At 70.1% G+C, this 26747-nt stretch carries 20 protein-coding genes; 18 read left to right on the top strand and 2 right to left on the bottom strand.

Going from position 1 to position 26747, the window contains the following annotated elements:
- Positions 1 to 17 precede the first annotated feature (17 nt).
- The 8 genes from IE246_RS19230 (at position 18) to IE246_RS19265 (ending at position 13374) form a co-directional block, all read left to right on the top strand.
- Positions 18 to 1043, top strand: coding sequence for a hypothetical protein (locus tag IE246_RS19230; RefSeq protein WP_189992662.1), 1026 nt, complete (start codon positions 18 to 20; stop codon positions 1041 to 1043).
- On the top strand, positions 1040 to 2743 hold the full coding sequence (locus IE246_RS19235) for a glycosyltransferase family 4 protein (protein ID WP_189992663.1): 1704 nt from the start codon (positions 1040 to 1042) through the stop codon (positions 2741 to 2743). The genes IE246_RS19230 and IE246_RS19235 overlap by 4 nt, the downstream gene beginning before the upstream one ends.
- Positions 2740 to 4518: a tetratricopeptide repeat protein gene (locus tag IE246_RS19240; protein ID WP_189992666.1), complete on the top strand. Its 1779-nt coding sequence runs from the start codon at positions 2740 to 2742 to the stop codon at positions 4516 to 4518. The genes IE246_RS19235 and IE246_RS19240 overlap by 4 nt, the downstream gene beginning before the upstream one ends.
- Entirely contained in the window at positions 4515 to 5711 is a 1197-nt protein-coding gene (locus tag IE246_RS19245) for a nucleotide disphospho-sugar-binding domain-containing protein (protein ID WP_189992669.1), read from the top strand. The genes IE246_RS19240 and IE246_RS19245 overlap by 4 nt, the downstream gene beginning before the upstream one ends.
- A gap of 264 nt (positions 5712 to 5975) precedes the next feature.
- Positions 5976 to 7562 (top strand): calcium-binding protein, encoded by a 1587-nt coding sequence (locus IE246_RS19250; RefSeq protein ID WP_189992671.1) that lies wholly within the window; start codon positions 5976 to 5978, stop codon positions 7560 to 7562.
- Between the two features lie 109 nt (positions 7563 to 7671).
- Positions 7672 to 10092 (top strand): tetratricopeptide repeat protein, encoded by a 2421-nt coding sequence (locus tag IE246_RS19255; RefSeq protein ID WP_189992673.1) that lies wholly within the window; start codon positions 7672 to 7674, stop codon positions 10090 to 10092.
- Between the two features lie 52 nt (positions 10093 to 10144).
- Positions 10145 to 11245: a Gfo/Idh/MocA family protein gene (locus IE246_RS19260; protein WP_189992674.1), complete on the top strand. Its 1101-nt coding sequence runs from the start codon at positions 10145 to 10147 to the stop codon at positions 11243 to 11245.
- Positions 11242 to 13374 carry a tetratricopeptide repeat protein gene (locus IE246_RS19265; RefSeq protein ID WP_189992677.1) on the top strand — a complete coding sequence of 711 codons (2133 nt, stop codon included), beginning with the start codon at positions 11242 to 11244 and terminating at the stop codon, positions 13372 to 13374. The genes IE246_RS19260 and IE246_RS19265 overlap by 4 nt, the downstream gene beginning before the upstream one ends.
- Before the next feature lie 36 nt (positions 13375 to 13410).
- On the opposite strand, the gene IE246_RS19270 is transcribed toward IE246_RS19265, so the two are convergent.
- Together IE246_RS19270 and IE246_RS19275 are read right to left on the bottom strand one after the other, a co-directional pair.
- Positions 13411 to 14643 (bottom strand): FAD-dependent oxidoreductase, encoded by a 1233-nt coding sequence (locus tag IE246_RS19270; RefSeq protein ID WP_189992679.1) that lies wholly within the window; start codon positions 14641 to 14643, stop codon positions 13411 to 13413.
- A 102-nt stretch (positions 14644 to 14745) separates the two neighbouring features.
- A complete protein-coding gene (locus IE246_RS19275) occupies positions 14746 to 15333 on the bottom strand; it encodes a hypothetical protein (RefSeq protein WP_229837384.1) in 588 nt (195 codons plus the stop codon).
- A gap of 315 nt (positions 15334 to 15648) precedes the next feature.
- On the opposite strand from IE246_RS19275, the gene IE246_RS19280 reads away from it, so the two are divergent.
- From IE246_RS19280 to IE246_RS19325, 10 genes are all read left to right on the top strand, one after another.
- A complete protein-coding gene (locus IE246_RS19280) occupies positions 15649 to 17412 on the top strand; it encodes a type I secretion system permease/ATPase (RefSeq protein ID WP_189992681.1) in 1764 nt (587 codons plus the stop codon).
- Entirely contained in the window at positions 17409 to 18782 is a 1374-nt protein-coding gene (locus IE246_RS19285) for an HlyD family type I secretion periplasmic adaptor subunit (RefSeq protein ID WP_189992683.1), read from the top strand. The genes IE246_RS19280 and IE246_RS19285 overlap by 4 nt, the downstream gene beginning before the upstream one ends.
- A gap of 67 nt (positions 18783 to 18849) precedes the next feature.
- Positions 18850 to 20154, top strand: a complete 1305-nt coding sequence (locus IE246_RS19290; RefSeq protein WP_189992685.1) for a glycosyltransferase family 9 protein — start codon at positions 18850 to 18852, stop codon at positions 20152 to 20154.
- A 39-nt stretch (positions 20155 to 20193) separates the two neighbouring features.
- On the top strand, positions 20194 to 21474 hold the full coding sequence (locus tag IE246_RS19295) for a glycosyltransferase family 4 protein (RefSeq protein WP_189992687.1): 1281 nt from the start codon (positions 20194 to 20196) through the stop codon (positions 21472 to 21474).
- Positions 21471 to 22928: a tetratricopeptide repeat protein gene (locus IE246_RS19300; RefSeq protein WP_189992689.1), complete on the top strand. Its 1458-nt coding sequence runs from the start codon at positions 21471 to 21473 to the stop codon at positions 22926 to 22928. Before IE246_RS19295 ends, IE246_RS19300 begins: the two co-directional genes overlap by 4 nt.
- A gap of 134 nt (positions 22929 to 23062) precedes the next feature.
- Positions 23063 to 23881, top strand: a complete 819-nt coding sequence (locus IE246_RS19305; protein ID WP_189992691.1) for a sporadic carbohydrate cluster 2OG-Fe(II) oxygenase — start codon at positions 23063 to 23065, stop codon at positions 23879 to 23881.
- Positions 23881 to 24399 (top strand): LIC12192 family sporadic carbohydrate cluster protein, encoded by a 519-nt coding sequence (locus tag IE246_RS19310; protein ID WP_189992693.1) that lies wholly within the window; start codon positions 23881 to 23883, stop codon positions 24397 to 24399. Before IE246_RS19305 ends, IE246_RS19310 begins: the two co-directional genes overlap by 1 nt.
- Before the next feature lie 138 nt (positions 24400 to 24537).
- On the top strand, positions 24538 to 25554 hold the full coding sequence (locus tag IE246_RS19315; RefSeq protein ID WP_189992695.1) for an NAD-dependent epimerase/dehydratase family protein: 1017 nt from the start codon (positions 24538 to 24540) through the stop codon (positions 25552 to 25554).
- A gap of 27 nt (positions 25555 to 25581) precedes the next feature.
- Positions 25582 to 26187 carry an SIS domain-containing protein gene (locus tag IE246_RS19320; RefSeq protein WP_189992697.1) on the top strand — a complete coding sequence of 202 codons (606 nt, stop codon included), beginning with the start codon at positions 25582 to 25584 and terminating at the stop codon, positions 26185 to 26187.
- Positions 26184 to 26732: a D-glycero-alpha-D-manno-heptose-1,7-bisphosphate 7-phosphatase gene (locus IE246_RS19325; protein ID WP_189992699.1), complete on the top strand. Its 549-nt coding sequence runs from the start codon at positions 26184 to 26186 to the stop codon at positions 26730 to 26732. The genes IE246_RS19320 and IE246_RS19325 overlap by 4 nt, the downstream gene beginning before the upstream one ends.
- The last annotated feature ends 15 nt before the right edge of the window (positions 26733 to 26747 follow it).

Below are 26747 nucleotides of genomic sequence, written 5' to 3' on the forward strand. Positions count from 1 at the left end.
GCACCGAGTTCCGAGAAATGACGAATCCCGACGAACCGGCCCGGCCGACCCTGTACGCCGTCTACGACCTGGGTCGTGCGCCGGTCACGTTCGACGTCCTGCACTTCTATGCCTTGGCCCATGTCTGGACCGAGCGGTCGGGATTCGCCGGCTATCACATGGTCTTCGTGCTCGGCGACGGCGACGGGTTCCGGCACCTGACGCCCAAGGACAACGCCCTGGACCGCGAGCAGAAGATGTGGCGGTTGCGGCACATCCACCTGCAGCATGCCTCGATCTCGCGCCGCTGCCTCGGGGTGTCGTTCTTCGAGCGCCGCGCCGACCTCGCCAATCTGCTGCGGGCGGTCCACCCGAAGCAGATGTTCCCGCCCAACTACACGGTCGAGAAGCCGAACCACGCCTTCATGCTGCACCAGCTGTTCGGGATGAATCCGACCGGCGCCGAGAACCACGTGTTCGAGCCGACTCCGGCGGCGTTGCGGAACGTCGACGAGTGGCTGGCGAACCGGACCGATGGCAAGCCGCCGGTGGTGATGACCCTGCGGACCTCGAAGGCGGAACCGAAGCGTAACTCGCAGATCGAGGAGTGGATCGCGGCAGCCAGGCACATGCAGGACCGCGGGTTCGCGCCGGTCGTGATGTGCGACACCGACGTCACCCTGGCCGGCCTGGACACCAAGCTGTTCGAGGATCTGCCGGTGTTCGGGATCGGCGGGCTCGACGTCGAGCTGCGGCTGGCGATGTACCGTCGGGCCTACCTGAACTTCGCCGACAACGGCGGACCGCCGCTGCTGAACTTCTTCATGCCGGACTCCAAGCTGCTGCTGTTCCTGCCGGTGGAGAAGCTGCCGGAGGTGGCCAGACAGGGCGGGCTGCCGCGGATGGCGCAGCTGCTCGGGGTCGAGCCGTACGGCGACTTCCCGATGGCGACCCCGGTTTGCCGCTTCGTGTGGCGGCCCGACAACCGGGACATCATCATCGAGGAGTTCGAGAAGACGGTCGCGCTGATCGGAGAGCCGCCGGCCGCCGGGGCCGCGCAGTGACCCGTCCGAACGCGGCCATCCTGTTCGAGCCGTCCGCCTACGACGCCGGGCAGAAGCTGGTGAAGGGTCGCCACGTGGCGGGCGCCAGCTTTCTCGAGGGATTCGTGCGCCACGCCGACGTCGACCGCTACGTCGGAATCGGGTTCCACGATTCCCACGCGCCGGCGTTCCGGCGCCAGGTCGCGGCGATCGCCGGCGACGACCCGGTGCTGTCGGCCCGCCCGATCGGCGTCTACAACACGCGCCGGCTGGATGCCATCGCGGCGGTCGGCACGTACTTCATCCCGGACCCTCAGCTGCCGAGGTTCGCGACCGCGCGGCGGATCTTTGGACAGCGGGGCTTCAGCCTGTGCGGGATCACCCACACGATCTCCAGCCTCGGCGTGATGGAGATGCTGTCCGACCTGCTGACCGCGCCGGTGCAGTCGTGGGACGCGTTGATCTGCACGTCGCGGGCGGTGCGCGCGGCGGTGCTCCGCCAGCAGGAGCACTACGCCGACTACATCGAGCAGCGGGTCGGTAAGCGGCCGTACAGCCCGGTCCGGACGCCGGTCATCCCGCTCGGCGTCGATGCCGGCCGGTTCGCGCGGCTCGGGGGCGACCCGGCGGCGAGGGCGGCGCTCCGCCAGCGGATCGGGGCCGGCGAGGACGACGTCGTCGCACTGTTCTTCGGCCGGCTGGCGTTTCACGCCAAGGCCCATCCGGTGCCGATGTACCTGGCGGCGCAACGGGCCGCCCGCCGGCTCGGGACGGCGGGGCCGCGGCTCCATCTGGTGCAGACCGGGCAGTTCCCGAACAAGGCGGCCGAGGATGGCTACCGGGGCGGGGCCGAGCGGTTCTGCCCGGATGTCGCGGTGCATTTCCTGGACGGCGCCGACCGCGGCCTGTCGGACGCGAGCTGGGCCGCGGCCGACCTGTTCGTCTCGCTGTCGGACAACATCCAGGAAAGCTTCGGCATCACGCCGGTCGAGGCGATGGCCGCCGGCCTGCCCTGCCTGGTGAGCGACTGGGACGGCTATCGCGATACCGTCGTCGACGGCGAGACCGGCATCCGGGTGCCGACCTGGCTGCCGACCGCCGGGAACGGCACCGCGGTCGCCGATGCGTACGGCAGCGAGAATCTCAACTATGACCTGTATGTCGGCTATACCAGCCAGATGACGCCGGTCGACGTGCCGGCGATCGCCGACGCCCTCGAGGTGCTGGTCCGCGACCCTCAGAGGCGGCGGCAGATGGGCGAGGCCGGGCAACGCCGGGCGCGGCAACGCTACGACTGGTCGGTCGTCGTGTCGGCCTACCAGGAGTTGTGGGCGGAGCTGGCGGAGGCGCGGCGCACCGACACCGAGATCGCGCCGCCGTCGCTGCCGGCCAGGCACCCCAAGCTGGCCGACCCGTTCGACGTGTTCGGCGGGCATGCGAGCGCGTCGATGCGCGGTGACTGCATCGTCCGGGTCGACCCCGACGGGGTCGGTCTCGACGCGCTGACCGCCTTGTCGGCCAACGTCTTTGCCGCTAACGCAATGCTCGGCGCCGACGAGACCGCCGCCCTGGTCGACCTGATCGCCGGCGGCGAGCAGTCGGTCGGGGAGTGTCTGGGCAAGATCGCGCCCGAACGGCGGGTGCGTGCCGTGCGGACGCTGGCCTGGCTCGTCAAGTACGGTGTGGCGACATTGCAGGACCCGAAGGGGAAACAGGGATGACCGCAGCAATTCCGGCGGTGCGCTTCGATCCGCGGAATCCGCCGACCCTGGAGCAGATCCAGAAGGAACTGGCGAAAGCGCCGGGCGATGTCGACCTGCTCCGGCGGCGGGCGACGGCGTGGCTGGACCGCGGCGACCTGCGATCGGCGACCGCCGATCTGCGGGAGGCCATGCGCAAGGCCGGCAGGAACGCCGATGCCGCACTGCTGACGGTCGCCGCCCGGGCATCGCTGCTCAGCGGGCATTTCAAGGAGGCCGAGCGGCTGTGCCAGCGCGGCCTGTCCCTGGCGCCCGGCAGCGACGAACTGTACGCCTTGCTGGGCGGGGCGTTGCAGCGGCAGAAGGTGCTCGACCGCGCGCTTGCCGCCTACGACGCCGCGGTCAACCTGAACCCGTTCCGGCAGAGCTACCGGGTGGCGCTCGCCCAGGCGCTGGAAGCCAAAGGCGACCGCGACCGCGCCGAGCGGGTGTATCGGCAGGCGCTGCTCAGCGACGGCAACTGGGGAGATGTCGCCCTGAATCTCGCCAACCTGCTGCATTCGACCGAGCGGTACGAGGAGGCCGAGCAGCTCTATCGCCGGTCGATCCGGATCCTCGGCGTCAAGAGTCACCTGCTGTCGAACCTCGGCGCCCTGCTGCGCAAGATGGGCCGCTATCGGGAAGCGACGGACGTCTACCGGCGCGGGGTCTGCCTCGGGCCCGGGGATGGCGGGATCCACTACAACTTCGCCAACCTGCTGCGCGCCGAGGACCGGCTCGACGACGCCGTCGTGACCTACCGCCGGGCCGTCGCCTGCCGGCCGGACAACGCCGAGATCCACTGGAACCTGTCGCTGGCACTGCTGGCCGCGGGGCGTCTCAAGGAAGGGTTCGACGAGTACGAGTGGCGCTGGAAATACGACAACTTCCCGTCGAAGCGCCGCGATTTCCGGCAACCGCTGTGGACCGGCGAGCCGTTCGAGGGCCGCACCCTGCTGCTGCACACCGAGCAGGGCGTCGGCGACGTGCTGCAATTCCTGCGGTTCCTCCCGATGATCGTCGAGCGCAAGGGCAGGACCGGCCGCATCGTCCTGGAGTGCCACGAGACCCTGATGTCGCTGCTCCAGGGGTTCCCGGGCATCGACCAGATGATCGTTCGGTTCGCCGAGCCGCCGCCGGCCGACCTGCAGTTGCCGCTGCTGTCGGCGCCGCGCGCGCTGGGCATCGACACCATGGAGCAGCTGCCGGTGTCGGTCCCGTACCTGCCGATTCCCGAGGGCCCCGACGTTCCGGTCCCGGAAGCCGGCCCGGAGCGGCTGAACGTGGGGTTCGTGTTCGGCGGAAACCCGCAGTTTCCGAACGATCGCAGCCGGTCGACGCGGCTCGAGTCGTGGATGCCGCTGTTCGGGATCGACGGCGTGCGGTTCTTCAGCCTGCAGAAGGGCGACCGCGAGCCGGAAGTGGCGAACGCCCCCGACTCGGTGGTCCGGCTGAACGAGCGGCTGACGAGCTTCCGTGACACCGCGGTGGCGCTCGGCAAGCTCGACCTGGTGATCACGACCTGCACCTCGGTCGCCCACCTGGCCGGCGCGCTGGGGCGGCCGTTCTGGGTGGTGCTGTCGCGCAATGCCGACTGGCGCTGGCTGGTCGGGTGCGAGGACAGCCCCTGGTACCCGAGCGCCCGGCTGTTCCGGCAGACCGTGCTGGACGACTGGGACGGCGTGTTCGAGCGGGTCGGCGCGGCGCTCCGCGAGGAGGTGGCCGCGCGCCGGGTCGGCCACCGGGGCGGCGCATGACCGCCAGCGTCCTGTTCGCCTGGGAGCTGGGCGACGGCCTCGGGCACGTGTCGCGGCTGCTGCGAATCGCCGATCGCCTGCGGAGCGCCGGGCTGGCCTGCCGATTCGTCGTCCGGAACCTGGAACTGGCCGGCCGCGCCGTCCAGTCGGCCGGCTTCGAGGTGCTGCAGTCGCCGATCGCCCGGGTCGAGGCGATCCGCGGCCCGGACGGCACCCAGCCCGTGACCGTCGGCGACATTCTCGGGGCGATCGGCTTCGGCTCGGTCGACCGGCTCTCGCCGGTCGTCGCCGGCTGGCACGGCCTGGTCGAACTGACCCGGCCGGACCTGGTGGTCACCGACTACGCACCCACCATGAACCTCGCGCTGTTCGGCGGTCCCGTGCCGTGGGTGCCGATCGGCGACGGCTTCACCCTGCCGCCCAGCGAGACCGAGCGGTTCCTGCCGTTCCGGCGGGCCAGGCCGGCCTACGACGAGGAGCGCCTGCTGTCGGTGGTCGCCCAGGTCCAGGCCGAGCGCGGGCGGCCGACTCCCGACCGGCTGCCCCGGCTGTTCGAAGGCAGCGCCCGCTTCGTGATCACCCTGCCGGAGCTCGACCCCTGGCGGCGTGTCCGGGCGACTCCGGCGATCGGGCCCATCGATCCGCCGCCGCAGCCGGTCGAATCGGTACCGACCGAGGCCTTTTTCGCCTATCTTTCGGCCGGATTCCCGTACACCGAGCGGGTCCTGGAAGGGCTCCTGGCGTCCGGCCGGACGGGATCGGTCTTCCTGCGCGATTCCACCGCGGCGCAGCGCGAGGGCTGGCGGCAGCGCGGCCTGCCGGTCTGGGATGCGCCCCAGGACCTGCGGGCCATGGCGGCGCGCGCCGAGGTCATCGTCCACCATGGCGGAGTCGGGACCGCGGAGCAGACGCTCGGGCTGGGCCGCCCGCAGCTGCTGGTCCCCCGGCACTTCGAACAATTCGCGAACGCCGACAGTCTCGGAGCCCTCGGAGTGGCAGTCGGACTGCGGGGTGGCGGGCGCTTCACGGTGGAAGATGTCGGCCTGGCACTCGCGGCGGTCATCGACGGCGACCGGTACCGCGAACGGGCGGCGCTCCGGGCCCGCGAACTGGCCGAGCGGCCCCCTGCCGCCCTCGACGCGGTCGTGGCCGAATGCATCGATCTGGCCACCCGGGCCCAGGGTGCGACCTGACGGTTCCGGTCGCCGAGACGCTTGTGGCAAATTTGTCACATGGAGTTCGCTGGTCACCGCTAACGTCTAATGCCTAGGCGATTTTCCCTTCAGGCCGCTTGCATCCTTCGGATTACCTGCTGTAAAACCCTTTCGTCCTCCCTGGTAGCTGCTGGCGCTGTTGCGTGAGAACGCGGTCTGACAGGGGAGGGAGGTGGTCGTCTTCGGTCGATCAACATCGTTCTGACGCACACACGCTCTGTAGGGAGTCTAGGAGTTACAACGATGGCGAACATTACTGGCACGACAGCTAGCGACGCGCTCACGGGTACCGCCAGCAACGACGTGATCTCCGCGCTTGCCGGCTCGGACACCGTCAGCGCGCTTGACGGGACTGATCTGATCTACGGCAACCAGGGCAGTGACCTGCTCTCGTCGGGTGCCGGCTCTGACACCGTGTATGGCGGTCAGGACGGTGACACGATTTCCGCGGACAGCGGTCTCGATCTCGTTTACGGCAACCTTGGCGACGATTCGCTGCTCGGCGGCAACGACGCCGACACGATGTTCGGCGGTCAGGGCAACGACGTCCTGACGGACAACAACGGCTCGAACGTTCTGTGGGGCAACCTCGGCAACGACCGTTTCGTCAGCTCGTCGGGCGCCAACACCATCTACGGCGGTTCGGGCAACGACACCGTCCAGTACACCGGCACTGCTTCGCAGCTGGTTTACGGCAACCAGGGCAACGACATCATCACCGCCGCCGGTGGTGCTGACACCGTCTACGGTGGTCAGGACAACGACGTGGTGACCGCCGGCAACGGCGCCGACCTGGTCTACGGCAACCTGGGCAACGACACCCTGCTGGGTGGCTCGGGCGCCGACGTCCTGTATGGCGGTCAGGGCAACGACGTCCTTTCGGGCGGCGACGGCAACGACGGCCTGTTCGGCAACCTCGGCAACGACGTGCTGCGCGGCGGTGCCGGCGCTGACACGCTGGCCGGTGGTGACGGCAACGACACCCTGAGCAGCGGCGCCGGCTCCGACGTCCTGTCGGGTGGTACCGGTGCGGACCTGCTGATCGCGACCGAGGGTTCGGACACGATCTACGGTGGCGACGGTTCCGACACCGTGAACGGTGTCTCGCTCGGTAGCGGCGCGTTCCTGATCTACGGTGGCGCGGGCAACGACCTCGTCAGCTTCACCGGCATCTCGATCGCCGGTGCCCAGACCGGGTCGACCGTGGTCTACGGTGGCGACGGTGACGACAGCATCTTCGGTGCCAGCGGCTTCAGCGTCGGGTTCCAGCTCTTCGGTGGTGCCGGCAACGACATCATCATCGGCGGCAACACCGGTGACACCCTGTCGGGTGGTGACGGCAACGACACCATCTCGGGTGCCGACGGTGCCGACACTCTGATCGGTGGCGGCGGGGCCGACTCCCTGCTCGGTGGCAGCGGCAGTGCGCTGATCTCGGGCGGTGACGGCAACGACACCCTGGTCGCCGGCATGACCCTGGGCAGCGACACGCTGGTCGGTGGCGACGGTGCTGACCGCTTCCACTTCGGCAGCGGCGTCGTCGGCACGGCTTCGGCGGCCTTCACGGTCACCGGCTCGGTCGGCCACGTCATCTCCGGGTTCGCCCGCGGGACCGACAAGATCACCCTGCTGACCGGTATCTTCACCACCGGTGTCAGCCCGGCGATCGTCCCGTCGTCGGCCAGCTTCGGCGGCACGAACTCCATCAACTTCACCTCGGTGGGTTCGGACCTGGTCGTCTTCATCCACGGCTCGTCGGCCAACAACTACCTGGCCATCAAGCTCTCGGGTGTCTCGACGGTGGACATCAACGACTTCGAGTTCCTCTGATACTCGAACGTCGGTTCAGAACTGGAGGAGGGGCGCTCTCGAGCGCCCCTCTTTCTTTTTGCCGTGATCCCCGCTACCAAGACCCGCCCGAAACACAATGGACCCGGCCATGCAGGGATATGGTCTCGACACGGTGGACCGCGCCAAGCAACTGGTGCAATCCGGCGAGCTGGCGAAGGCCCGCAGCCTGGTCCGGCGCACCCTGGCCGCCGACCCCGCCTTCGCTTCCGCCCTCACGCTGGCGGGCCAGATCGCGATCCGGGAATCGTCGGTCGACGACGCGCTTCGGCACTTCGGTCGGGCCGCCCGGGTCGACGACCACCCGGATCCCCGGGCCCTGATGAACCTGGCCCGGGCCGAAGCCATGGCCGGCCACGGGGCCGCCGCGATCGCGACCGCCCGTTCGGCCGCCGTCCGTTTTCCCGATGACCCGCGCCCGCGCGGCCTGTTGGCCGTGCTCCTGCTGGACGCTTCCCGCGTCGAGGAGGCCGTCGCCGCGCTGAAGCCGGGCGACACCGAGCGACTGGACCCGGACAGCGCCTACCGTATCGCCAAGTCCCTTGCGACCGCAGATCACCACAAGCGGCTCGCCGACCGCCTGCTCGCCCGTGCCGCCTCGCAGCCCGGCCGCTTCCGGCTGGCCGCCCACCGCGATCTCGCCCTGGCCGCGACCCCCGAGGGCGACGGCAAGGAGGCGTACGAGGCGCTGCAGCGCTATCTGGTGCAGGTTCCCGACGCGGTCGACGGCATGCGCGCGCTCGAGCGCTTCTTCAAGGCGCGCAACTATCCCGTCAAGGAAGCCGCCTGGGCCTGGCAGGCCTACTGCGCCCGGCCGGGCGACCCGGCCCAGCTGGCCCGGGCGGCCGAACTGGCCTATGCCGTGAAGTGGCCGGCCCACGGCATTGCCGCGAACCGGCTGATGCTGGAGGCCCGACCGAACGACCTCGATCTGATCACCCGGATCTGCGAGCTCTTCGACCGCTATCGCCAGCTCGACGAGGACAAGGACGGCATCCAGGCCCGGGCGCTGGCCTGGGCCCGTTCGATCCTCGACACGAACCCGCGTCATCCGGGGATCTGGAACATGATCGCCGGGATGTACAAGGCGGTCGAGGCGTTCGAGCAGGTCAGCGAGATGTGGCCGGGCATCATCGCCCGGTTCCCCGGCTACCGGGTCCTGCACTACAACTACGGCCTGTTCCTCGACGAGCAGCAGCGTACGGACGAGGCGATCAAGGCGTTGCGCCGGGCCCTGGTCCTGGCGCCGGGATATGCGATCGCCAGCAATCTGCTCAGCATGGGCGTCGTCCGGGGCGAGGATCTCAAGGGTGCCCTGCGGTACGTCCGCTGGGCCGTCGTGTCGAGCCCGCGGAAGGCGACGTGCTGGACGAACTACGGCTCGCATCTGCGGGCGGTCGGGGAATACACCAAGGCGATCGAGGCGTTCGGAAACGCCGAGCGGTTCGCGACCGACGACCCGGAGCAGGCGGCCGCCGGCCGCTACAACCGCGGCATGACCTACATTTCGATCGGCGAGCTCGAGGAGGGCTTCAAGCTCATCGAGGCGCGCTGGCAGACCCACGCGTTTCCGTCGCCCAAGCGGAAGTTCCGGCAGCGGATCTGGGAAGGGCCGCAGAAGCACCCGAACTCCCACCTGCTCGTGTACATGGAACAGGGGCTCGGCGACGAGGTCATGATGTCGTGGTACCTGCCGATGCTGCGCCGCGACACGCGCCGCCTGCTGGTCGACTGCGACGAGCGCCTGATCCCGCTGTTCGAGCGAACCTACGAAGGCATCGAGTTCGTGCCGCGCTCGCGCGAGGGCCACGACAAGACCCGTGACCGCGACCTGCAGTACAAGATCCCGATCGTCCACGTGCCGCAGCACTACGTGCCGGAGCTGAAGTTCCTCATCCGCGGCAACTGGGACTGGGCCGAACGCCGCGGGACCCGGTTCCCGGCGCGTCTTACGCTGGAACCCGAACGGCTGGCGCGGTGGGACCGCTGGCTGGAGGAGCGCTATCCCGGCCGGCCGCGACTCGGGCTCTCCTGGCGCAGCCGGATCCGCAACCGCCAGCGCGACCGCCAGTACCTGACCATCGAGGAGCTGGCCGCCGCCCTGCCGGAAGGGGCGGTCGGCGTCAATCTGCAGTACTCCTGGACCGAGGAGGAGGCCGAGCAGCTCACCGAGCTCGGCCGCAAGCGCGGGTTCGACTTCGTGACGCCCGAGGGCGTCGATCTGACGGACGACCTCGAGGACATCCTGGCCCTGCTCCAGGTATGCGACGCGGCGGTCTCGCCGATGATCTCGCTGGCCTGGATGGCCGGGGCGGTCGGGTGCCCGGGCTTCATCTTCCGAACCGCCCGTGAACGGGCGATCTGGCAGCAGTTCGGCTCGGCGTTCGTGCCATGGGCCCCGAGCATGCGGCTGTTCTTCCGGGATCCGTCGGAGCCCTGGGACCCCACCATCGACGACCTCAATGCCCACCTCACCCGCTTCCTGGCGTCGGATACCGGACGACGCGGTTGACGATCGGCTCGGTGGGCGTATCAAGAAACGAATTCGTGTGGAGGAGCGTTCCATGACGGTGCCGCGCAAGAAGTGGCGGATCGGGGTTCTCGGCTGCGGGCGGGTTTCCGCGCGTTATCGCGAGGTCCTCGGCCAGGAGCTCGCGGATCGGGTCGAGGTGGTTGCCGCGGCGGACCTCGACCCGGCCAAGGCCGCGGCGTTCGCCGAGGCCGTCGGCGGCAAGCCGGTCGGCAGCATCCCGGAGCTGATCGCCGAGCGGCCGGAACTGGTGTGCGTTCTCACCGAGTCGGGCCACCACGCGGAGCACGCGCTGCAGCTGATCGAGGCCGGCATCCACGTGCAGATCGAGAAGCCGGTCGCGCTCCGCCCCGAGGATGCCGAGAGGCTGCGCGACGCGGCCGCCGCCCGGGGCGTGGTCTGCGCGGTGGTCAAGCAGAACCGCTACAACCCCGCCATGCGGTTCGTCCGGCAGATGGTCGACGAAGGCCGCATCGGCCGGCTCGTGACCGCCGGCGTCCGGGTCCACTGGTGCCGCCACCAGGACTACTACGACGACCCGTGGCACGGCCGCTGGGCCATGGACGGCGGCGTGCTGGCGCAGCAGGCGATCCATCACCTCGACGCGCTGCAGTGGCTCGGCGGCCCGATCGAGGCGGTCTGCGCGGCCGGCAAGGCGGTGCTGAACGAGCTGGAGGCCGAGGACACCGCCGTCGGCGTGGTGCGTTTCAAGTCCGGCGCGCTCGGCACGATCGAGGCGACCACTTCGGCCCGCGACGAGGATTTCGAGGCGTCGCTCCATCTCGTGGGCGAGCAGGCGATGGCCAAGATCGGCGGCCGCGCCCTCAACCGCGTCGAGCTCTGGCGGCCGGTCGAGCCGCGCCAGGGCGACGAGAGCGCGGCCGAGACCTACAGCCAGGACGTTCCCACCAGCTACGGCCTGGGACACGGCCCGTTGCTCGGCGAGCTGCTCGACGCCATCGAAAAGGGCGTCCGGCCGCCGATCGACGTCGACGAGGCGATGACGTCGCTGCGTCTCGTGCACGCGCTGTACGCCAGCATGGAGACCGGCGGTTGGGTCCGTCTGGACGACAAGCCGACATCCACGCGGCTGGGCATCGGCCCCGGCCCGGCGGAGGACACGACCGGCGAATGAGCGTACCGGAATTCCGCGAACGGGATCCGGACATCGTCGCCCAGCTGTCGGAGGCGCGAGGCGCCTGGAGTGCGGGCCGCCGGGACGAGGCGCGGCGGCGCTGGCGGATGGTGGTGGCGCGCGAGCCGGCCCTGGCCGCGCCCTACGTCAACCTGGCGGGGGCCGAGGCCGGCGGCGACCGGGCCGCCGGAGCCTGGCTGGAAAGCGCGGCCCGCATGCTGATGGTCGGCGATCCCGCGGTCGCCCGGAACCTGGGGGTCCTCGCCCAGCGCCGGGGCGACACGGACACGGCACTGGGCTGCCTGCGGCGGGCGGCGGTGCTGGCGCCGGACGATCCGGCGACGGCCGGCGTGATGATGAAGCTGCCGGCGGGATCGGAACCCGGCCGCGACGCGATCCGCTGGAGCGCGCGCGCGGTCCTGAGCGATCCGGGCCAGGAGGCGAGCTGGATCGATCTGGTCGTCCGGCTGTTGCAGGACGGGCGCGCGCCGGAGGCCGCCGCCTGGGCGACCCGCATCCCGATTCCCGCCGACGCCTGGTCGTTCAAGCTGCTGCGACTGGTCGCCCACGCCTACTCCAAGACCGGCTACGACGCCGAGGCCATCCCGCTTCTGGCGCGGCTGATCGCGCGCGAGCCGTACGACGGGTCGCTTCACATCCTGCAGGCCCTGGTCCACCGCCGGACCGGCGACCTCGAGGCGGCGGTGCGCCACGCCCGGCGCGGCGTCCTGGTCGCGCCAGGCTCGCTCGACACCCTGGCACCGCTCGGCGCCGAGCTGGCACGGGCCGACCGGCACGCGGAGGCGGCCCGACTGCTCCGCCGGGCCCTGCGGATCGACCCGGACCGGCGCGCCGAGACCGTCGAGAACCTGGGCGCCGCCCTCCTCAAGCTCGACGACGGAGAGGAGACCGGGCGGGTCCTCCGGGAGGCGCTCGTCCGCCGCCCGCACGCGCCCGGCGGGTACCTCAACGCCAGTACGCTGGCCCTGCAGGCGACCGACCTGGACGCGGCCAGCCGGTACGGCCGGATGGCGGTGATCGCCGGGCCCTGGGTGGCCGACGCGCACTACAATCTGGGCTCGATCCGCCGTCACCAGGGCCGGGTCGCGGAGGCCCGGTCGGCACTCGACGCCGCGGTCGCGCTCGACGACAAGCCGATGTACCGCTACGTGCGCGCCATGCTCGAGCTCGGGGACGGCGACCCGGTGGACGGGTTGCAGCGCTACGCGGTCCGGTGGGACATCGCCGCGTTCTCGGCATCGCGGCGACTCGGCGCGGACCCCAGCCTGCCCCTGCCGGTGTGGCAGGGCGAGCCGCGGCCGGACGCGACCCTGGCGGTGTGGGCCGAGCAGGGGATCGGGGACGAGCTCTGGTTCGCCGGCTATCTGGCCTGGGCGGCCGGGCGGGTCGGCCGGGTCGTCGTCGAGGTCGCCGCCAGCCTCGCGGGGCTTCTGCGCCGCTCGTTCCCGGACATCGACGTCAGGGCGCGGTACGAGGACGGAACCGAGGCGGCGATCGCCGCCGCCGACCTGCAGATCCCCATGGGCGACCTCATGCGGCTGTGCGGGGCCGCGACCATGCCGGTGCCGACCGGCTACCTGTGTCCCGACCCGTCGGCGGTCGAGCGCCTGGCCGCGGTGTACCGCGCCGATCGGCCGGATGCCAGGGTCGTCGGGTTGTCCTGGCGCAGCGTGAAGCCGCTGCGCGGGCGGTCCTTCGAGGCGCCGCTGGGCGACTGGGGACCGCTGTTCGCCCTGGACGACACGGTGTTCGTCTCGCTGCAGTACGGCGACGTGGCGGCCGACGTCCGTCTGGTCGCCGAGCGCTTCGGGCGCGAACTCGTCTGCAGCCCCGAGATCGACGCCTACCGGGACCTGGACGCCTTCGCGGCGCAGGTCGCGGCCGTCGACCACGTGGTGTCGATCGCCAACTCGACGGTCGCGATGGCCCATGGCCTCGGCAAGTGTGTCGACGTGGTCGCGCGAACGATCCAGGACGACTGGCGCTATGCCCGCAGGGCGCCGGTCACCCGCTGGCTGCCGACCGCCCGGATCGCCTGGCAGACCGACGGGCAGGACTGGGCCACGCCGATCCGGCAGCTCGCCGAGCGGATCGGGCGCGAGCCCTGAGACCCCGGGGATCTCTGGGGGCCCGCGCCGTCCGGATCACTCCGGCGCCGTCTCCGAGCCGCCCGGCACGATGTTGGCTTCGACCATCTTCTGGGTCAGCAGGTTCGGCGCCGACTGGTCGGCCCCGTAGACCGGGACCGGGTGCGAGAACCCGCCGCCCTTCAGCTCCTCGGCCATCTTCATCGCCTGCCAGATGATGTCGTCGATGTCGATGTACTTGTAGCTGCCGGCCCGGCCCATCGACACCACGCCGTCGGGCAGGTCGTCGAAGTACTGGTAGGCCCGGGCGATCTCCTTCTTGATCGGCATCGGGTAGAGCTTGTTCTTGTGGCTCGGGATCTCGATGCCGATCAGGGTCGACGGCGACTGGTGCTGGGTGAACTTCTTGTACTCGACGATCCGGGTGTAGGGCTCGTCACCGGCGTAGTAGGTGAAGTAGACCTTGTCCGGGAAGGCGTACTCGGTCGGCAGGATGATGGTCATGAACTCGCGCCCGACATACGGCAGCTCGCCGTAGGCGTAGTTCAGCAGCATGTCCGGCGAGACGGTGTTCACGATCAGGTCGTAGGAATGCCACTCGCCGGCGATCTGCACCCGCTTGTTCTGGATGTCGAACGCCTCGATCTCGGTCTTCAGCTTGACCGTGGTGCCGGCGGTCGCGACGTCGAAGTAGTGGTCGTAGCCGTCGGGTGCCAGCGGGTAGGCCGAGATCGCGGTATCCCAGCCCTCGCGCGGGCCTTCCTTGATCGCCACGCCCTTCGGCGACCAGCCGAAGTCGTCCAGCATGGCGTTGCTCTCGACCTGCCACATCTTGCGCGAGTAGCCGTCGACCATCTTGCCGTACAGGGTCTTGCCGATCGACGAGATCCAGTACTCCTCGAAGTTCTTCGCCGCCGTCCAGCCCTTGAGCTGCTGGGCCTCGGCGATCTCCTGCTCGATCTGCCCGCGGTCCGGCATCCGCGGGATGTCGTCCTTGTGGATCGGGAAGGTGTAGTAGTTGCGGTCCTGCTCGACGTAGGTGATGAACTCGTGATCGAGCTTGCGCATCGGCACGATGGCGTTCAGGTAGTCGAACAGCTCCTCCATCGGCGTCAGGAAGTGGCGCGGGCCGAAGGTGAACGGGTGGCCGCCGCGCCAGTGGGTCTTGACGCCGCCGCCCAGGAACGGGGCGCGCTCGACCAGGGTGACGTCCCACCCGCCGATCAGCTCGATCTGGTGGGCGGCGGCGCAGCCGGCGAAGCCGCCGCCGATGATCAGTGCCTTCTTCATCCGGTTTCTCTCTCTCCTTGCCGGTCCGCGGCCGGGCCGCCGACGGTCGCCTGATTGTTCGGTCGCCCGATTATTCGATCGCCCGATTATTCGATCGCCCGATTACTCGATCGCTGCGGCCGGCGCGGCCAGGGCCGCCCGTTCCGCCAGCCAGAGGTCGGCATAGTCGACGTGCTGCCAGTTCTCGAACCAGGGACCGCCGCGGGTGAAGTGAACCACGGCCGGCGTCCCGCCGTCGGGCTTCGGCATGCTCCCCTCGAGCCAGTTCCAGGTTGCCGGCAGCTCGCCGACGGCCTCGTCGGCGGCCCACTGCATCCGGTGCAGGTAGGCGCCGCTGGCCGTGTTGACGACTTCCGGCGTGAGGCTGCGGGTCATCGGATGGCCGCAGTTGAACAGCATCAGGCTCGACCAGTTCTTGCGGGGATAGGTGGTCTGGACGGCGCCGTCCATCTTGGTCGTTTCGGTCGGCCGGTGGTCGTGGTGGACGCACATGACGGCCTTCGCAGGGTCGGCAAGTGCCAGCAGTCCCGCCACGTCGGCCAGCCACAGGAAGTCGCAGTCGCAGAACAGGGCCCACCCTTGATAGCCCGCCAGGTAGGGTGTAAGAAACCGCGTGTAGGTGAATTCGGTTGACGCGAGCGGGTCCTTCGAGCGCCAGTACAGGCCTTGAGTCCTCAGCTTGGTTTGCATGATCGGTCGGACGTCAAGCGCGATCGAGGATCGATGACGCAGTGACGATTCGCAGACACGAAATGCAACGTCCTCCCGGCTGTCGTAGCCGACGAACACGCGAAACGGCGACCCCATCGGTTCAACGCTCATCATGATGCCTATTCGTTCCGCGGCGTCCCGACCAACGCCGGTCAAGGGCGCGCCCGCTTTAGCGGATCGCCGTCTGGCGGTCAAATATCGCACGAGAGTGTCGTGCGTCCGGTCACCGGACGCGGTATTGTGCAGTTCGGAGGCAGCGGTTCGCCGCGCCGGAGTATGCAGGCAGGTGTGCCGATGAATGACGCGGATCGCCCCATCGGCGCGAAGGCCGCCCTCAAGCACGCGTTCATGCAGTGTCGCACCGCGTTCGTGGCGGTCGCGGTGTTCAGCTTCGTGGTCAACCTCTTCATCCTGACCCTGCCGCTGTACATGTTCTCGGTGTTCGACAAGGTGCTGAGCAGCTACAGCATGGCGACGCTCGGCATGCTGTTCGCGATGGCGCTGTTCGCGCTCGGCATCCAGGGCGCGGTCGACGTCGCCCGGTCGGCGGTGCTGATCGAGGTCGGCAACTTCCTCGACCGGAACCTGACCTCGCGGCTGCTGCACGCCTCGCTCGCGCATTCGATCAAGCGCGGAGCCCGGCGTGGCACCGCCGCCCTGCAGCGTTTCACGCAGATCAAGACGTTCCTGACGAGCAACTCGATCTACTCGATCATGGACGTGCCGTGGATCCCGCTGTTCATGGGGGTCCTGTTCCTGATGAACCCGATCGTCGGGCTGGTCGCGATCTTCGGGGCGCTGCTCCTCGCCGGGCTGGCGGTGCTGAACGACCGGCTTTCGCGCAATGCCCTGGACCAGGCCCAGCGGGCGATGATGCCGGCGTACAAGCGGGCGGGTGCGGCGGCGCGCAACGCCGACATCGTCGAGGCCATGGGCATGACCCCGACGATCGTGCGCTCCTGGCACCAGTACTCCGAAGAGGCCATGCACTACCAGTCGGTCGCGTCCCGGCGGGCGGCGCTGGTCGGGGCCGCGTCGAAGTGGGCGCGGATGGTGATTCAGATCTCGATCATGTCGGCCGCCGCGGTCCAGATGATCCAGCCGGGCAGCACCATGAGCCCGGGCGTGATGATGGCGTCGGTGATCCTGGTCGGGCGGGCGCTGATGCCGCTCGAGACCATGATTGGCAGCTATCGCACCACCCTGGAGGCGTTCGCCGCCTACCGGGAGATGGACGAGATCCTGAATTCGGTGGTCGAGCGGCCGCGGCTGAGCGTGGTGCCGCCGCAGCCCACCGGCCACATCTCGGTCGAGAACGTGACCTACACGGTCCCGGGGATCGACCGGCCGATCCTGGCCAACGTCAGCTTCGAGATCCCGGCCGGCGAGATCGTCGGCGTGATCGGGCCGTCGGGCGCCGGCAAGACGACCCTGGCGACCCTGATGGTCGGCATCGAGGCGCCGACCAGCGGGAACATCCGGCTCGATGGCACCGACGTCTATGCCTGGCCGTCGGAGGACCTGGGCCGGTACCTCGGCTATCTGCCGCAGAACGTCGAACTGTTCGACGGCACGGTGCGCGACAACATCTGCCGGCTGGAGGCGGACGCCCGCCCGGAGGCGATCATCAAGGCGGCCGAACTGGCCGGACTGCACGAGATCATCCAGCGCCTGCCGAAGGAGTACGACACGCCCGTCGGCGATGCCGGCACGCTCATGTCGGGCGGGCAGCGCCAGCGGATCGGGCTGGCCCGGGCCTTGTACGGCGACCCGCTGCTGGTGGTGCTGGACGAGCCGAACTCGAACCTGGACAGCCAGGGCGAGGAGGCGCTGAAGAACGCGCTTCACGCGCTGAAGGCGCGCGGCTGCACGGTCATGCTGATCGCCCACCGCATCAACGTTCTGCAGTACGTGGACAAGGTGCTGATCCTGCGCGACGGCGTGGTCCACAAATACGCCCCGCGTGACGAGGTGGTCGGACCGGTACCGGCACAGCCGAAACCGCAGGTCGCGGCCAGCCAGGAAAACGCTGCGATTCAGAACCGAGCGACGTCATGACCCTGGTCGAACGGGACAACGCCCAGTTGCCCGGGCTGCCGACTGTCTTCGATCCCTACGAGGAGATCTCCCGCAAGGCGAAGCCGCGCTGGAGCAAGGCGGTGATGGTCGGCTATCTGATCATCCTGGTCTTCTTCGGCGGGTTCGGCGGATTTTCCGCCTTCGCCCCGCTGCACAGCGCGGTGATGGCGCCTGGCGAGTTGCGCGTCGACAACGAGCGCAAGCTCGTGCAGCACCCCGAGGGCGGCATCGTCACCGAGATCCTGGTCCGCGAGGGCCAGCGGGTCGAGGAGGGCGAGGTGCTCCTGCGGCTGGACCCGACGCGCGACAAGGCGCAGGCCAACATCCTGAACCAGCGCTACATCTCGGCCCTGGCCCAGCGGGCCCGGCTGATCGCGGAGCGGGACTCCCTGCCGGAGATCGAGTTCCCGCCCGAAGTCCTCTCCGAGTTGTCGGATCCGCAGATCGCCGAGATCGTCGAGGGCGAGCGCAACGTCTTCAGGACCTCGCGGGAGTCGCGGGACGGTCAGGTCAACCTGATCCTCGGCCAGATCGATCAGGCCAAGGCGCAGATGGATTCGATCCGGCTCGAGCGCAGCTCGGTGGAGGAGCAGCTGAGCCTGATCGAGCAGGAGCTGAGGGCGGTTCGCGAGCTGTACGAGAAGGGGCTCGAGCGCCTGCCGCGTCTGCTGGCCCTGCAGCGCAACGAGGCGGCGCTCAAGGGGCAGATCGGCCGGCTCAACGGCAGCATCGCGCAGCTCGAGAAGCAGATCGGCGATTCCGAGCTTCGGATCGTGCAGGTCGAGCGCGATTTCCAGAGCACGGTCGCGCAGCGGCTGGACGTCGTGGTCGAGCAGATCCAGCAGCTCAACCAGCAGCGGCCGGTGGTGTCGCAGTCGGTAAAGCGGCTGGAGATCAAGGCGCCGCGGTCGGGCCGGGTCATCGACCTGACGGTCCACACCATCGGCCAGGTGATCGGCGGACGCGAGGCGGTCATGCAGATCGTCCCGGAGGACGAGGACCTGATCGTCATCGCCAAGGTCAAGCCGCGCGACATCGACGAGCTCAACGGCGAGATCTCGCAGGTCCAGGTGCGCCTGACCGCCTTCAGCCAGCGCTTCATGCACCCGGTGAAGGCGACCGTCGAGTCGGTGTCGACCGACGTCATCGAACCGCCGAACGGCGGATCGTCCTACTACCGGGTCATCCTGCGGCTGGACCCCGACTCGCAGGAGCACATCCTCAAGGGGCAGAAGCTGACCTCGGGCATGCCCGCCCTGGCGATGATCGGGGTCGGCGAGAAGACCCTGCTCAGCTACCTGATCGAGCCGTTGTGGCGCAGCGTCTCGGAATCGCTCCGAGAGCCATGATCCGCGTGCACCGGGCGGTCGCCGGCCGCCCCTTCAGGCGAATCGCGCCCGGGCGCGGGGGCCGGTCGTGAGCGCGGCCCGCAAGGAGATCGACTACGAGGACGGCCTGCGCCTGGTCCCGCAGCTGGTCGCGGCGGGGCGGTTCGCCGCGGCCATGCGCTGGGCCGACCAGCTGTGCCGGCATCGTCCCGAAGACCCCAGGGCGCACAACCAGGCCGGCCTGGTCCGGCAGCGGCAGGGCGGTCCGCAGGAGGCCGTTCCGCATCTCCGCCGGGCCGCGCTGCTGCGGCCGGAGGCCGGCGAGATCTGGGCCAATCTCGGCCGGTCGCTCCGTCTCTGCGCCGCCTTCGGGCCGGCGTTCCAGTGCCGGCAGCGGGCCGTCCTGTGCCAGCCCGACACCCCGGAGATGCGGCTGGCGCTGGGGCTCGACCTGCTGGCCGTCGGCCGCTACCGCGCCGGCTTCGCCGAGTACGAGCACCGGCCCGACCGCGGCGCGGCTCTGGCGCGCTATGCGGCCGCCGGCCTGCCGGCCTGGGACGGGCGGGTCCGTCCGGGCGCCCGCCTGATGGTGGTCACCGAGCAGGGCGCCGGCGACGTCGTGCAGTTCCTGCGCTTCGTGGCGCCGCTGGCGGCACAGGGGATGCACGTCACCGTGGCCTGTCCGTCGACGCTCGAGCCGGTGGTTCGCTCGGCGCCGGGCGTCGAGGCGACCGCGCCGCTGTGGCCGTCCGGACCGCTGCACGGCTATGACGGCGTCGAGATGCTTCTCAGCCTGCCGGCCCGCCTCGGCATCGATCGCGACACCCTGCCGGCGCCGCTGCGCTACATCGACCCGCCCGAGGGCGGCTGCCGGGTCGAGGCGGACGGTCGGCTGCGCGTCGGGTTGTGCTGGACCGGCAGCACCTTCACCCCGCTGAACCCGATGCGGCGGATCCCGTTCGCGGAACTCGCTCGGGTCCTGGACGTGCCGGGCGTCGCGTTCTACGGGCTGCAGGTGCTGATCGGACGGCGCGAGATCGAGGGCGAGGACCGCCTGGTCGACCTGGCGCAGGACATCGAGGATTTCGGCGACACCGCCGCCATGGTCGACCAGATGGACCTGGTGATCACGGTCGACACCTCGATCGCCCACATCGCCGGGGCGCTCGGCAAGCCGGTGTGGACTCTGCTGGCGCAGGTCGCCGACTGGCGCTGGGGCCGCGACGGCGACGCCACCCCCTGGTATCCGAGCATGCGGCTGTTCCGGCAGCACCGCCAGGGCGAATGGGCCGACGTCGTGGCCCGCGTCGTGTCGGCGCTTCGGGACGCCGTCGGCAATCCGGGCCGGCTGACGGAGCGACCGCCGTTTGCATCGCCCGATCCGAGCGGATAAACAGATCGCCGCCGCTAAACGCCGATCGGATTCGAGCCCGTGCGCATCCTGTTCGTTCACCAGAACATGCCCGCCCAGTATGCGCATCTGGCCGCGCACTATGCCGCCGATCCGCGCAACGAGGTGGTGTTCCTGACCCGCCGCAAGGGTATCGAGATGCCGGGCGTCCGGACCGTGCGCTACGATCTGGCGCGCGAGCCGCGGACCGACGCCCACCACTACGTGAAGTTCCTGGACGAGCACCTGCTGTACGGCCAGGCGGTGGTGCGTGCGGCCGTGAGCCTCAAGAACGGCGGTTTCCGGCCGGACGTCATCTGCGCCCACTCGGGGTGGGGCGAGGCGATGTTCCTGAAGGACGTCTATCCCGACACGCCGCTGCTGGTCTATGCCGAGTACTACTACCGCGGCCGCGGCGCCGACGTCGGCTTCGAGTCCGACCGCGAGCCGGATCTCGACATCGTCTGCCGCTCGCGCGCCCGCAACGCCCACATGCTGCTGAGCCTGGAGGCGGCGGACTGGGCGGTCACCCCGACGCTGTGGCAGTGGCGCCAGCAGCCGGCCGCGTTCCGGCCGCGGATCTCGGTCATCCACGACGGCATCCGCACCCAGGTGTGCACGCCCGATCCGGCGGTGCACCTGCCGCTCCCGAACGGCACGGTCCTGACCCGCGACGACGAGGTGGTCACCTATCTGTCCCGCAACCTCGAGCCGTACCGCGGCTTCGACCGTTTCATGCGGGCGTTGCCGGAACTGCTGAAGCGCCGTCCCAAGGCCCATGTGGTGCTGGTCGGTGGCGACGAGTCCAGCTACGGCGGGCTGCCGGCGGACTTCAGGAGCTGGCGCGAGAAGCTGCTGGCCGAGGTCAGGATCGACCCGCACCGGGTGCATTTCCTCGGCCGCGTGCCGTACGACTACTACCTGCGGGTCCTGCGGGTTTCGCGTGTGCACACCTACCTGACCTATCCGTTCGTGCTGTCCTGGTCGATGCTGGAGTCGATGTCGACCGGGTGCTGCCTGGTCGCGTCCGCGACCCCGCCGGTCCAGGAGGTCCTGCGCGACGGCGAGACCGGGGCGATGGTCGACTACTTCGACGGCGGCGCCATGGTCGACCGGATCTGCACCCTGCTCGACGATCCGGAGACGCGGGAACGCTACGCTGCCGCCGCCCGCGGCTACGTGGTCGAGAACTACGACCTGGAGACCGTGTGCCTGCCGCAGCAGGTCGCGCTGATCGAGCGGGTGGCGTCCGGCAACCTGCCCCGCTTCAGCTCGACGGCGATCGCCGAGGGCTTTCCCGGGGCCCCGCCGGAGCTGGCGTGACCGAGGAGCTGGCCCGGCTCGACCGGGACGCCCGGCGGGCCGTCGGCGACGGCGACTGGCCGGCGGCCGCCGAGGCGTTCGCCGCGATCGCCGCCCTGGTCCCCGACAATCCCCGGCCCTGGTACAGCCTGGCCCTGGCGCGGCTGCGCGGCGGGGCCGTGCTGTCCGCCGGTCCGGCCCTGCGCCGGTGCCTGGTCCTGGCCCCGGCGCATGCCGGGGCCTGGGGGCTGGCGTCGCCGGTCACCGGCAAGGCCGCACATCACCTGCGTGCCGCGGTGCTGCCGGACGCCGGCACCGGCATCCTGCGGGCCGCCGCGGTCCAGCGCCAGGAGTCCGGCGACGCCGCGACCGCGGTCGAGCTGCTGGACCGGGTTCTGGCGCGCGAGCCGGGCGACGGGGAATGCCTGGTCAACCGCGCGATGGCGCTGATCGAACTCGGGCGCAAGCCGGCGGCCCTGGACGACCTGGAGCGGGCGCTGCGGATCGACCCCGCGGACGTGCGGGCGCGCTGGGCGCGCGGCTGGCTGCGCCTCGGCCGGCGCGACTGGGGCGGCACCGCCGACTATGCCGCGCGCTGGCTGGAGCCCGAGCCGGACTCGCGGCAGCGGCTGTTCGGGGCGCCGCTGTGGGACGGCAGCGCGCTGGCCGGGCGGCCGCTGCTGCTGTGGGGGCAGTTCGGGGTCGGCGACGAGATCCTGTTCGCGACCCTGGTCGAGGCGGCGGCCCGACAGGCCGGCGGACCGGTGGTCCTGGAGGCCGACAAGCGCCTGGCCGGCCTGCTCGGGCGCTCGCTCGCCGGGGTCACGGTGGTGCCGCGCGCCGACCCGCCGGATCCGCGGATCGCGGCGGCCGGGCCGGCGGCCCAGTCCTCGACAGCCCGGCTGCCGGCGGTGCTGCCGCGCGACACGGTGCTGTCACCGCGCAGGGCCCCGGCCTTGGCGGCCGATCCCGAGCGCGTCGCCCGTTGGCGCGAGCGCTTTGCGGCGCTGGGGCCGGGGCCGCATATCGGCGTCGCTTGGCGCAGCGGCAACCGGCGGACCGCCGGCCGCAAGTCGATACCGCTCGGCGAGCTGGCGCCGCTGCTGCGGGCCTCGCCCGGCACCTGGATCAGCCTGCAGTACGACCCGGACCCGGAGGAGACGGCGGAGGTGGCGGCGGCGCGCCGGCCGGTGCCGCTCGACAACCCGGCGCCCGACATCCGCGACGACCTGGACGAGCTGGCGGCGCAGATCGCCGCGCTCGACGCGGTCGTGACGATCTCGGGGGTCACCGCCCATATGGCGGGCGCGCTGGGCGTGCCGGGGCTGGTGCTGATGCAGCGCGATCCGCTGTGGTTCTGGTTCGAGGACGGCGAGACCGTGCCCTGGTACCCGAGCCTGGCGGTGCTGCGGCAGCGCGGCACCACCTGGACGGCGGTGATCGCCGAGGCCGCCCGGCGGGTCGCCGGCGGCTGAGTCGGGTGCGCTCCGCCGGGGCGGTCGTTGCATCGCCGCAAGGCCGGCATGCGCCGACGGCCCTTGGCCGGCGCCCCGGTCCGCGCTAGAGACGGTCTGCGAACCGACGAAACCGCTGACGGACCCGTCGACCCATGGCTCTCATCGAACGCTTCACCACCGCCCAGGAAGACGAACTCGCCCGCGAGTTCCTGGCGAACGGCTACGTCGTGCGCGACGTCGACGACCGCGCCGCCCTGGATGCGCTGCGGCACGAGATCGTGCGGCTGGCCTGCGAGCACCTGAAGTGCGACCTGCCGGCCGACGACGGCGCCTTCCTGAACGGCATCCACCAGCGCGTCACGGTGGCCGAGATCAACGCCCTGCGGCTGCACGTGTTCAACGGCCTGAACGCCCATTCCTGGTGCCGGCCGACCTACCTGTCGCTGGCGCGCTCGATCGTCGAGGGCGTGGTCGGCAACGAACTGGCCATGCAGAACAAGGTCAACCTGTCGGTCCAGATGCCGAACGACGAGACCTCGACCCTGGCGGTGCACGCCGACGTCTGGTCGGCCGAGACCCCGTACGAGGTGGTCGAGTGGACACCGCTGGTCGACGTCTACGATACCAAGGCGATGTACATCCTGCGGCCGGAGGTGAACCGGACGGTGCGCGAGCGGATGAGCACCCTGAAGGACGGCGGTCGCGAGTTCGACCTGTTCGAGGCCTACAAGGACGAGTTCCACTGGGTGCCGGTGAAGTACGGCCAGACCCTGGTGTTCTCGCCGATCCTGCTGCACGGCAACGTGCGCAACGACACCGCTGAGAGCCGCTGGTCGCTGAACTGCCGGCTGACCGGGCTGTTCACGCCGTACGCCAGCGACGAGAAGTGCCTGGGCCGGTTCTACACCCCGGTCACCCCGAAGGTCGCGAGCCGGATCGGGATGAACTTCCGGGCACCGGAGGGCTTCTGATGGGCACCGGCGCCAAACCGGACGCCCCGGCCACCACCACCCCGACCGCCACTACGCCGGCTCTGGCCAACCGGCAACGGTCCGGCCTGCAGGGCTATGTCACCCACCAGTCGTTCAAGGGCATGCGGATGCCGGCGACCGTGCAGAACCTGGTGATGCGCGACTACATCACCCGGCTCGGCGCCCAGCTCCGGCTGTCGGTCGGCGAGTATTATTTCGACAACTGCTACGTCCAGCTCTACTCGATGCTCCGCAAGCTCGACGAGCTGGAGGGCATCGTGATGTGCAGCCTGTTCATGCTGCCGTCCGACCCGGCCAAGCGGCGCTGGATCTACGACCGCTTCCTGGAGAGCGGGGCGGCCCTGCACTGCGTGTTCGAGGGCCTCGTGATCCGGGACGAGGAGAGCGTGCAGCGCGCCGAGGAACTGCTGCAGATGAACGCCGCGCTCGACGTCGCGCCGACCGCCATCGACCCGGCGCTGATGCCGCCGATCGACGGCATCGACACCTTCACCTGACCGACGGCCCGAGCGACCGGCGCGGCACCGGCCGCGACGGTTGCGCGCCTTGCCGCGCCGGGTCAAAACCGTTATACGACCGCCACCGAAACGGTCCCGCGGGGACCGTTTGCGCTCGCTGATTTCCGGGATCCCGTCATGACCGATCAGACCATCAACCGCGTCCTCGTCACCGGCGGTGCCGGCTATGTCGGGTCCGTGCTGACGCCGAAGCTGCTCGACGCCGGTTACGAGGTCGTGGTGTTCGACATCCAGTACTTCGGCGACGACTTCCTGCCGAAGAGCAACCCCAAGCTCACCTCGATCAAGGGCGACCTGCGCGACACCGCCGCGTTCGCCGAGGCGGTGAAGGGCTGCGACGCGGTCATCCACCTGGCCTGCATCTCCAACGACCCGAGCTTCATCCTCGACCCGAACCTGTCGAAGTCGATCAACTACGACTGCTTCGAGCCGATGGTGCTCGCCTCCAAGGCGGCCGGCGTGAAGCGGTTCGTGTACGCCTCGACCAGCTCGGTCTACGGCGTGTCGGATTCGCCGGACGTCACCGAGGACCACCCGCTGGTCCCGCTGACCGACTACAACAAGTACAAGGGCATGTGCGAGCCGCTGCTGTGGAAGCACATCTCCGACGACTTCGTGGGCGTGACCATCCGCCCGGCGACGGTGTGCGGCTACGGCCCGCGCATGCGCCTCGACCTGTCGGTCAACATCCTGACCAACCACGCGGTCAACAACGGCAAGATCACGGTGTTCGGCGGCAGCCAGCTGCGTCCGAACATCCATGTCGAGGACGTCACCGACCTGTACGTCGACCTGCTGACGCAGCCGGCCGAGAAGATCCAGGGCGAGACCTTCAACGCCGGCTACCAGAACATGTCGATCTCCGACATCGCCGAGGTGGTGAAGAAGGTCGTCGAGGAGGAGTTCCCGGGCCGGCCGCCGATCGACATCGTCACCACGCCGACCGACGACATCCGCTCGTACCACGTCAACTCCGACAAGATCCGCAACAAGATCGGCTTCCAGCCGAAGCGGACGGTCGAGGACGCGGTGCGCGGGCTGTGCCGGGCGTTCCGCGAAGGCAAGCTGCCGAACTCGCTGACCGACGACAAGTACTTCAACGTCAAGACCATGCAGAAGCTGACCGCCGCCTGATCGGGGCGGGCGGGAGCCGGAGGCGAAATGGCGTCGCACGCTGAAACCTACCTGGCCCAGGCGGCCGAGATCTGCCGGACCATCGACCCGGCCGAGGTCGAGGCGATGGTCGCGGCCCTGGTCGCCCTGCGGGCCCGGGGCGGGCGCCTGTTCATCCTCGGGGTCGGCGGCTCGGCCGCCAACTGCGGGCACGCGGTCAACGACTTCCGCAAGCTGTGCGGCATCGAGGCCTATGCCCCGACCGACAACGTCGCCGAGCTGACCGCCCGGACCAACGACGAGGGCTGGGAGAGCGTGTTCGCCGGCTGGCTCGAGGTCAGCCGGGCGAACGACAAGGACGCGATCCTGGTGTTCTCGGTCGGCGGCGGCTCGCGCGAGCGCAACGTCAGCCCGAACCTGGTGCTGGCGCTGGAGTACGCCAAGCAGCAAGGCCTGACGATCCTGGGCGTGGTCGGCCGCGACGGCGGCTACACCAAGCAGGTCGGGGACCACGTGCTGGTGATCCCGACCGTCGACCCGAACCACATCACGCCGCACTCCGAGGCGTTCCAGGCGGTGGTCTGGCACGGCCTGGTGTGCCATCCGGACCTGATGGCGCGCGCCAACCGGTGGGAGGGCCTGACCCGGTCGTGAGCGCCCGGCGGCGAGCGGTCTTCCTCGACCGCGACGGGGTTCTGGTCGCGACCGAGGTGCGTGACGGCAAGCCGATCGCGGCCCTGACCCTGGACGGGTTCGCGATCCTGCCCGAGGCGCCCGCCGCGGTGGCCGCCCTGAAGGCGGCCGGCTTCGTGACGGTGGTGGCCACCAACCAGCCGGAGATGGCCCGCGGCAACGTCGATTCGGCCACCATGGAGGCCATGCACGCCCGGCTGAAGGCGGCCATGCCGATCGATGCGGTGTATGTCTGTCCGCACGACTCGGGAGAAGGCTGCGGTTGCCGGAAGCCGGCGCCCGGCATGTTGGTGCAGGCGGCCGACGACCTCGACCTGGACCTTCCGGCCAGCTACATGGTGGGCGATCGCTGGCGCGACGTGGGGGCCGGCCGGGCCGCCGGCTGCACGACCGTGCTGATCGAGCGCGGCTACACCGAGCCGGAGCGGCTGGAGCCGGACTTGACGGCGGGCGACGTCGCGGAGGCGGCCGCCCTGATTCTCGACCGCGAGAATGCGGTCGGCTGACCTGTCGGGCCGCGA

This window comes from Thalassobaculum fulvum (genome assembly GCF_014652915.1).
Lineage (GTDB): Bacteria > Pseudomonadota > Alphaproteobacteria > Thalassobaculales > Thalassobaculaceae > Thalassobaculum_A > Thalassobaculum_A fulvum.